This is a genomic window from Janthinobacterium foliorum, assembly GCF_978021625.1.
In genome coordinates this window covers 353,912-362,505 of record NZ_CDXDQE010000005.1, presented here as the reverse complement: position 1 = coordinate 362,505, position 8,594 = coordinate 353,912, and the positions used below count along the sequence as shown (strand labels likewise).

General features: G+C 67.0%; 7 protein-coding genes and 1 pseudogene. 7 read left to right on the top strand and 1 reads right to left on the bottom strand.

What is annotated here, in order from left to right; translation table 11 throughout:
• The 5 genes and pseudogenes from ACZ92H_RS14035 to cobA all read left to right on the top strand — a co-directional run.
• The coding region (locus tag ACZ92H_RS14035; RefSeq protein ID WP_465049821.1) for an aldehyde dehydrogenase family protein at positions 1-281 on the top strand (281 nt) is incomplete at its 5' end.
• A 70-nt stretch (positions 282-351) separates the two neighbouring features.
• Positions 352-543, top strand: a pseudogene (locus ACZ92H_RS14030) (methylmalonate-semialdehyde dehydrogenase (CoA acylating)); the annotation flags it as partial.
• 78 nt (positions 544-621) lie between these two features.
• The gene (locus tag ACZ92H_RS14025) at positions 622-1,275 is read left to right on the top strand and encodes an ANTAR domain-containing response regulator (protein ID WP_131378861.1); all 654 of its coding nucleotides are present in this window, start codon (positions 622-624) and stop codon (positions 1,273-1,275) included.
• Positions 1,276-1,363: 88 nt separating this feature from the next.
• Positions 1,364-2,554 carry a CmpA/NrtA family ABC transporter substrate-binding protein gene (locus tag ACZ92H_RS14020; RefSeq protein WP_465049820.1) on the top strand — a complete coding sequence of 397 codons (1,191 nt, stop codon included), beginning with the start codon at positions 1,364-1,366 and terminating at the stop codon, positions 2,552-2,554.
• Positions 2,555-2,580: 26 nt separating this feature from the next.
• Complete coding sequence (gene cobA, locus ACZ92H_RS14015; protein WP_465049819.1) at positions 2,581-3,351, top strand: uroporphyrinogen-III C-methyltransferase; 771 nt, start codon at positions 2,581-2,583, stop codon at positions 3,349-3,351.
• 2 nt (positions 3,352-3,353) lie between these two features.
• Here cobA and ACZ92H_RS14010 read toward each other — a convergent pair whose 3' ends face one another.
• Positions 3,354-4,355: a cyclase family protein gene (locus ACZ92H_RS14010; RefSeq protein ID WP_465049818.1), complete on the bottom strand. Its 1,002-nt coding sequence runs from the start codon at positions 4,353-4,355 to the stop codon at positions 3,354-3,356.
• A gap of 106 nt (positions 4,356-4,461) precedes the next feature.
• Here ACZ92H_RS14010 and ACZ92H_RS14005 point away from each other — a divergent pair, with 106 nt between their 5' ends.
• Together ACZ92H_RS14005 and ACZ92H_RS14000 are read left to right on the top strand one after the other, a co-directional pair.
• On the top strand, positions 4,462-5,352 hold the full coding sequence (locus ACZ92H_RS14005; RefSeq protein WP_465049826.1) for a LysR family transcriptional regulator: 891 nt from the start codon (positions 4,462-4,464) through the stop codon (positions 5,350-5,352).
• A gap of 141 nt (positions 5,353-5,493) precedes the next feature.
• Positions 5,494-8,544: a CHASE domain-containing protein gene (locus ACZ92H_RS14000; protein ID WP_465049817.1), complete on the top strand. Its 3,051-nt coding sequence runs from the start codon at positions 5,494-5,496 to the stop codon at positions 8,542-8,544.
• The last annotated feature ends 50 nt before the right edge of the window (positions 8,545-8,594 follow it).

Sequence of the window (8,594 nt, the reverse complement as noted above, 5' to 3'; positions counted from 1 at the left end):
CGCACGAGTACGGCAACGGCACGGCCATCTACACGCGCGACGGCAACACGGCGCGCGAATACACGCACCGGGTGCAGGTGGGGATGGTGGGGGTGAATGTGCCGATTCCCGTGCCGATGGCCTTCCACAGCTTCGGCGGCTGGAAGCGCAGCCTGTTCGGCGACCACCACGCGCATGGCCCGGAAGCCGTACGCTTCTATACGAAGCAGAAGGCGGTGACGCAGCGCTGGCCGGCATCGACGGCGGCCGGCGCCGAGTTTGCCATGCCGACCCTCAAGTAATACCATCCATGCTGCGCGCGGGGCACGAATACACGCACCGCGTGCAGGTGGGCAGGAATTGAACAAGCCGGGGGTGAATGTGCCGATTCCCGTGCCGATGGCCTTCCACAGTGTCGGCGGCTGGAAGCGCAGCCTGTTCGGCGACCACCACGCGCATGGCCCGGAAGCCGTGCGCTTCTATACGAAGCAGAAGGCGGTGACGCAGCGCTGGCCGGCGTCGACGGCGTCCGGCGCCGGGTTTGCCATGCCGACCCTGAAGTGAGCACCCTCTGTAAATAGTAGCTGGTTCGCTTCTTGCTTACTGCAATGGTTAATTGTTTAGCCATTGCAGATAGCTCCCATGACGCCCAGCCGTACCCCGCCAGCGCCTGACCGCCCCCTGCGTATCGTTGTCGTCAATACCATCGTCGAGCACGGCGTGCACGGGGATGCGGCGCTGGCTGCCCAAGTGCAGCGCGGCAATGCCTTGCGCATCGGCTTGCTGGAATCGGGCTTCGACATCGTCGCCTCGCTGCCTGCCGACCTCTACCTTCCCGAGCGCATCGCGCAACTGCAGCCCGACCTCATCATCATCGACGCCGAATCGGACGCGCGCGACGTGCTGGAACATATCGTCATTGCCACGCGCGACGAGCGCCGCCCCATCGTCCTGTTTACCGAGGATGGCGCCACGGCCAGCATCGATGCGGCCATGGCGGCCGGCGTCTCCGCCTATATCGTGGCCGGCTTGCAGGCCGAACGCATCTTGCCCGTGCTGAACGTGGCGCTGGCGCGCTTTCGCCAGGACGAGAAACTGCGCGCGGAATTGCTCGACACGCAGCACAAGCTGCTGGAACGCAAGGTCATCGAGCGGGCCAAGGGCTTGCTGATGACACATCACGGCTTGACGGAAGAGCAGGCGTACCAGCGCTTGCGCAGCATGGCCATGAACAAGAAACTGAAACTGGCCGAGATCGCCCAGCGCATCCTCGACGTCGAGGATTTGCTGGGATGAGCGGGCGCGCATATTTTTATGACAGATGCTGGTGCAGCGCACCGGATTGGTGCATGCGTGCCGTCGGCGTCCAACAAAGGAAACGCGTATGACAGAGCAAGCGGGCAGGCAAGCAGAGAACAGCGCCCAGGTGATGCGCGCCATGCATCCGGAAAAACAATCGATCCGCATCGGCTACCTGCCGCTGACCGATTGCGCCTCGCTGGTGATGGCGTCCAAGCTGGGCCTGGATGAAAAATATGGCATCAAGATCGAACTGAGCCGCGAGATGTCGTGGGCGGGCGTGCGCGACAAATTGAACAATGGCGAGCTCGACGCGGCCCACGTGTTGTACGGCCTCGTGTATGGCGTGCAGATGGGGATAGGCGGACAGCAGCACGACATGGCCGTACTGATGAACTTGAATCACAGCGGCCAGGCCGTGACCCTGTCGGCGGCCGTGGCGCGCGAGGGCGCCCACGATGGCGAGTCGCTGGCGCGCCACATGCGCGCGGCGCGGCGGCCGTTCGCGTTTGCGCATACCTTCCCGACCGGCAATCACGCCATGCTGCTGCAATACTGGCTGGCCGCGCATGGCATCGATCCGCTGCGCGACGCGCGCGTGATGACGGTGCCGCCGTCGCAGATGGTGGCGGCCTTGCGCGCCGGGCAGATGGATGGTTTTTGCGCCGGCGAGCCATGGGGCTACAAGGCCATCGTCGATGGCGTGGGCGTGACGGCCACCACGAGCGGACGGATATGGCCCGAGCATCCGGGCAAGGTGCTGGGTACCAGCGCCGCGTTTGCGCGCCAGCATCCGAATGCCTGCCGCGCCCTGATCGCCGCCGTGCTCGAGGCGGGACGCTGGATCGACGCCAGCGACGAGAACCGCCTGGCCACGGCCGCGGCCCTGGCCGCTCCCGCGTATCTGAACACGCCGCAGGAAATGCTGGCGCCCCGCATCCTGGGGCATTACCAGGACGGCCTGGGCAAGACGTGGCGCGAGGCGCATGGCTTGCGCTTTCATGGCGATGGCGCCGTCAATTTCCCCTACCTGTCCGACGGCATGTGGTTCATGACCCAGCACCGGCGCTGGGGCTTGCTGCGCGACGAACCCGATTACCTGGCCGTGGCGCGCCAGGTCAGCCGCATCGACCTGTACCGCCAGGCGGCGGAAATGACGGCCACGCCCGTGCCCGCATCGCTGATGCGCAGCTCGACTTTATGTGACGGCGTGGTGTGGGATGGCAGCGCGCCGGAAGCCTACGCGGCATCGTTTGCCATCGGTCATTGTTTTTGAATGGACTGTTGAACGGAGATTTGCTCATGGCGCAACTTGGCAGCGTAACACTGGTGGGCGCCGGTCCCGGCGATCCGGACCTGCTCACATTAAAGGCCGTGCAAGCCATCGGCCGGGCTGGCGTGGTGCTGATCGATGACCTCGTCAACCCCGCCGTGCTGGTGCATGCGGCGCCCGGCGCGCGCGTGGTCGAAGTGGGCAAGCGGGGCGGTTGCGCTTCCACGCCGCAAGCATTCATCGAGCGCCTGATGCTGGCGGAAGCGCGCGCGGGCCAGCACGTGGTGCGCCTGAAAGGCGGCGATCCCTGCCTGTTCGGGCGCGGCGGCGAGGAGCGCGCCTACCTGCGCAGCCACGGCGTGGCCGTCGAGGTGATACCCGGCATCAGCAGCGGCCTGGCGGCGCCATCGGCCATCGGCGTGCCGCTGACGCACCGGGCCTGGAGCCAGGGCGCGATCTTTGTCACGGGCCACGGCAAGGACAGCGCTTCCGAGCCGAACTGGGCGGCATTGGCGCAGAGCAAGCTCACCCTCGTCATCTACATGGGCGTGGCCAGGGTGACGGCCATCCAGGCGGGCTTGCTGGCGGGCGGCATGGCGCCCGGCACGCCCGTGGCCGTGGTGCAGTCGGCCAGCCTGGCCGCCCAGCGACAGCTGCTGAGCACCTTGCAGGCCTTGCCCGCCGACTTGCAGGCCAGCGGGCTGGGCAGTCCCAGCATCATCGTCGTGGGCGAAGTGGTGCGCTGCGCCGACGCCTGGGATGCGCATGGCATGGCCAATTTGCTGGCCGTCCCAGCCTGAGTTCAGCGGATCGGCAGCGCTACCGGGCGGATGGGCGCCGCGTCGCCGCCACGGAATTTCAAGGAGGCGCCGAGGAAGGCAAACTGGTAGACCTTGTCGCGCGACAGGGCTTCCAGGTCGACCAGTTCCAGGATGGGCGTGCCCTGCTGCGCCAGCAGATACGTGTGCACGGGCAGGTAATTGCCCGCCACTTCGGACGGAAACGCTTCGAAGCTGAGGTTATCCGCGCCCACCACCATGGCGCCGCCGTCTTCCACGAGGAATTTCGCCGCGTCCAGCGCCAGGCCGGGCGGATTGGCCATGTACGCTTGCGCCTGCTCATAGTGCTGCATGCGGCCCGTGCGTATCAGCACCACGTCGCCTTTTTCCAGCGTCACCTTCTGTTGCGCCAGCGCGGCGCGCAAATCCTGCCGCGTGACTCGGTAATTGTCGGGCAGCTGGGACAGACCCTTGGCCACGGCCACGTCGATCAGCACGCCGCGCGCGACGATGGGCGGCAGCTTTTCCGCGCCCGTCACGGTCCAGCCCCGGTCGCCCAGGTAGCGCTCTTCCGTATAACCATTCCAGATCTTGCCGTTCAGGCCGAAGTGGTTCAGCGCGTCGATATGCGTGCCCATGTGCGCATACATGGAGACGGCCGAGCCCGTATAACTGACGTGGCGGTTCATGGCCTCGCCCACGTTCATCGCGTCGGCCACCACGTTGCCCTTCGGCGTGTGCGTCATCCACATCTGGTAGGGCGGGTCGCCGGCCGCCTGCCAGCTGGGCATGCCGACATAAAAATCGACGGCCAAGTCATAGCTCTTGCCGCCGGCGATGCGCGCCAGGATGGCGGCGCGCGAGGCTGGGGTCATCAGGTTCAGGCGGCCGATTTCGTCTTTCGGGCCCCAGGGACTGACGCCCACCTCGGGCAGGGCGGCGGCTGGCGTGGCCGCCTGCAATGGCCCGGCCAGCAGGGCCAGCAGCAGGGGCAGGGTTTTCAAAGGGGAAGGGAAGGTGAGCATGGGGTTCCTTGTTTCAGATAAAGAAAGAAGCCACCATCATATTGCTTCCCATTTCAATGATAATCAGCGATAAAATAACAAGATATTCAACTACAGGGAAAGAATGATGGATGTCCTGGCGCATATGCGCGTGTTTCGCGCCGTGGTCGAGCGCGACAGTTTCAGCAAGGCGGCGCAGGAACTGAACCAGTCGGCGGCGGCCGTCAGCAAGCAGGTGCGCCAGCTGGAAGCGCGGCTGGGCACCTTGCTGCTGGTGCGCACGACGCGGCGCATGAGCTTGTCCGATGGCGGGCGTGCCTACTATCTTGAATGCTGCCGCCTGCTCGACGAAATCGCCGCGCTGGAAGTGGCCACGCGCGGCTGCGCCGGCAAGGTGGCGGGACGGCTGCGCGTGAATGCGCCGCTGTCGTTCGGCCTGAAGGTGCTCTCGCCGCTGCTGCCCGTGTTCATGCAGCGCTATCCCGACGTCAGGCTCGAGATGACGCTGGACGACCGCTTGCGCGACGTGGTGGGCGAGGGCTATGACGTCTCCCTGCGCATCCGCGCCGCGCTGGCCGATTCGACCCTGGTGGCGCGCCGCCTGGGCGACGTCGAACAACTGATCTGCGCGGCGCCCGCCTACCTGGCCCGGCGCGGCACGCCGCTGCGGGCGCCGGACTTGCACGGCCACGATTGCCTGGCGTACCGGCTGGCGGACAGTCCCGGCATCTGGCAGCTGGACGGCCCGGAAGGCGCCAGCAGCGTCGTGCTGCCCGTGCGGTTTGCCGCCGACAGCAGCCTGCTGCTGGCCGACATGCTGGTGGCGGGCATGGGCGTGGGCGCGCTGCCGTCGTTCATCGCCGCGCCCCTGCTGGCCAGCGGCGCCCTTGTGCGCGTGCTGCCGTCGCACGGCATGGCCAGGCGCGGCGTGTATGCGCTGACGCCCGATGGCCGCCACGTGCCGCAAAAGGTGCGTGCCTTTTGCGATTTTCTGGCGCAGGAACTGCAGGCGGCATAGGCGCGCGGTGCTTTCCAGTGCAACCATTGTGCGGCCTTTTTTTCATCCGCACACGCGTGGCGCAGGGGCTTTGATAGTATCCTCGTAGCTGTTGTGCGGAATTGCGCCCCACATTCGAGGAACCGGAATAAGCGATCGACAATGCACACATTGAGCAAGGGCGGGACGGTATCAGGCATCAGGATATGGGCGGGGGGCTTGCTGCTGGCGCTGGCGGTGGGCGGTGCCCTGTATGCGGGCGCCGCCCGCACGGTGAACGACGACGCCGCGCAGCGCTTCGATAATCTCACGCACGGCGCCCAGCACAGCCTGGCCACGCGGGTCAAAAGCTATTCCGACCTGCTGCGCGGGCTCGAAGCGCTGTTCCGCACCAGCGACCAGCTGACGCGCCGGCAGTTTCACGATTACGTGGCCGGCCTCGATATCCGGCGCCAGTTTCCCGCCATCGAATCGGTCAACTACGCGGTGGCCGTCACGCAGGCGCAGCGCGCCGCTTACATCGAGGCCGTGCGCCGCGACCGCAGCCTGGCGCCGGGCGGCTATCCGGCCTTTACCATCCGCCCGCCCGGCGAGCGGCCGGAATACACGGTGCTGACGTACCTGGAGCCCGATTCGCTGCTGGCCGAGCGCATGGGCGTGGACATCGGCGCCAATCCGCTGGTGGCGCAGGCGCTGAGGCAGGCGCGCGACAGCGGTGAGGTGAGCGCGTCGGGCCAGGTGATCATGATCAAGGGGCCGCCCGCCCACATCGGCCTGGGCATGCGCCTGCCCGTGTACCGCAACGGCATGCCGCAGGGCAGCGTGGACGAGCGCCGCGCCGCCTACCAGGGTTCCGTCGGCATCGGCTTCGGCGTGGCGCAGCTGGTGCACAGCGCGCTGGAACGCAGCGCGCTCGAACCCCTGCACCTGACCCTGTACAGCGCCGCCGACCCCTTGCCGGCCGATGGCGTGCTGCGCATCACGCCGCAGGACCGCCTGCTGTTCAACGACGATGGCGACCTTGCCGCCGCGCCTCCGCAGGCGGGCAGCGATGCCGCGTATTTCGACCAGGTGCTGCCCATCGTGTATCAGGGCGGAATGTGGAAAGCCCATTTCCGCGTGCGCAAGGCGGAGCTGTACAGTGGTTTCGACCGCTATTTTCCGTGGCTGGCGCTGGCCGTCGGCTTTGCCGGCACCCTGCTCATCTACGGCTACATCTACACCCTCTACCGTTCGCGCCGCAGCGCTGTTGCGCAGCGCACCCTGCTCGACACGGTGCTCGACAGCGTCGACGCCTATGTCTACATGAAGGATGCCGACCTGCGCTACCGCTACGTGAATGCGCGCACGGCGGCCATCCTGGGACGTTCGGTGCAGCAGGTGATCGGCCGCCAGGACAGCGAATTGATGCTCGGCGACGCGGCCGCCGCCGCGCGGCGCACGGAGCGCCAGGTGTTCGACAGCGGCGCCAAGTTCGTCGGCGAGGAGCGCTTCGTCGACGCGCATGGCCAGGTGCACCATCTGTGGAGCGTGAAAGTGCCGCTCGGCCTGCCCGGCCCCGTGACGGGGCTGATCGGCCTGTCCACCGACGTGACGGAGCTGCACCGGCTGAAGGAGCAGGCCGACGCGGCCAGCCAGGCCAAGAGCGACTTCCTGTCGAACATGAGCCATGAAATCCGCACGCCGATGAACAGCATCATCGGCATGGCGCACCTGGCCCTGAAATCCGTGGCCGACGTGCGCCAGCGCGACTACCTGCAAAAAATCTACCATTCGGGCCAGCATCTGCTGGGACTGATCAACGACATCCTCGACTTTTCCAAGATCGAGGCGGGCAAGCTGGAACTGGAAGTGCTGGACTTCCGCCTCGACACCCTGCTGGCGAACATCGCCAGCCAGCTGGGCGACGCGGCCGCCGTCAAGGGCCTGATCCTGCAGTTCGATATCGCGCCGGAGCTGCCGCAGCGCTGGCGCGGCGACCCGCTGCGCCTGGAGCAGGTCTTGCTGAACCTGGCCAGCAATGCCATCAAGTTTTCCGACAATGGCAGCATTTACGTGCGCGTGCGCCAGTCCGAGGAACGCGCCAGCCATGCCTTGCTGCGTTTCGAGGTGCAGGACCGCGGCATCGGCATGAAGCAGGAAGAGGTGGCGCAGCTGTTCCGCTCCTTCCACCAGGCCGACCCGTCGACGACGCGCAAATATGGCGGCAGCGGCCTGGGGCTGGTGATCAGCAAGCAGCTGGCGGAACTCATGGGCGGCAAGGTGGGCGTGTACAGCCAGCCGGGCCAGGGCAGCACCTTCTGGTTTACGGCGCGCCTGGAAAAATGCGTGCAGGCGAGCGACGACGGCATCGCCGAAGTGGAGCCGGAAGTGCTGGGCGTGATCCGCGGCGCCTCCATCCTGCTGGTGGAAGACAATGTCTTCAGCCAGCAGGTGGGCTGCGAACTGCTGGAAGACGCGGGCGCCACCGTCTGCGTGGCCGGCAATGGCCGCGAGGCGCTCGACCTGCTGGCGCGCCAGCACTACGACTGCGTGCTGATGGACGTGCAGATGCCGGAGATGGATGGCTTCGAGGCGACGCGCCGCATCCGCGCCGACCCGCGTCTGGCCGGCCTGCTGGTGATCGCCATGACGGCCAACGCGGGCAGCGAAGACCGCGCGCGCTGCCTGGCGGCGGGCATGGACGAATTCGTGACCAAGCCGATCGCGCCCAACCTGCTGTTCCACCTGCTGGCGAAATGGTTTCGCCTGCGTGGCGGCATCGGCGGCACCGGCGGCGCCAATACTATGGCCCTGGCCCAGTCCGGGGGGCGGGCTGGCGCGCCAGCGCCGCTGGCGCGGGCCGTCCCCGAGCGGCGCGATACGGCCATCCTCGACCTGGCCACCCTGGCGCTGACCTTCAGCAATGACGCCGCCAAGATGCGCAAGTACGCCCAGCTGTTCCTCGACACGGCGCGCGACGGCATCGCCGAGATGGAGCAGGCGATGGCGCTGCAGGACCTGGGACGCCTGGCGGACCTGGGCCACCGCAGCAAGTCGTCCGCGCTGGCCGTGGGCGCGCATGCGTTTGCCGCCCTGTGCCAGTCGATCGAAGGCTTGCGCCTGGGCGGCGACCTGCAGCAGGCGCGCGTCTTGCTGACGGCGCTGGGCCCGGCCCTGGCGCAGGTGGCGGAACAAATTTCACTGGAATTTGCCACCAGCGACACCCCCTGACGCAGGCAGCGGCGATAATACGCGTTTGGCGTCCCTGGCCAGCCTGGCGG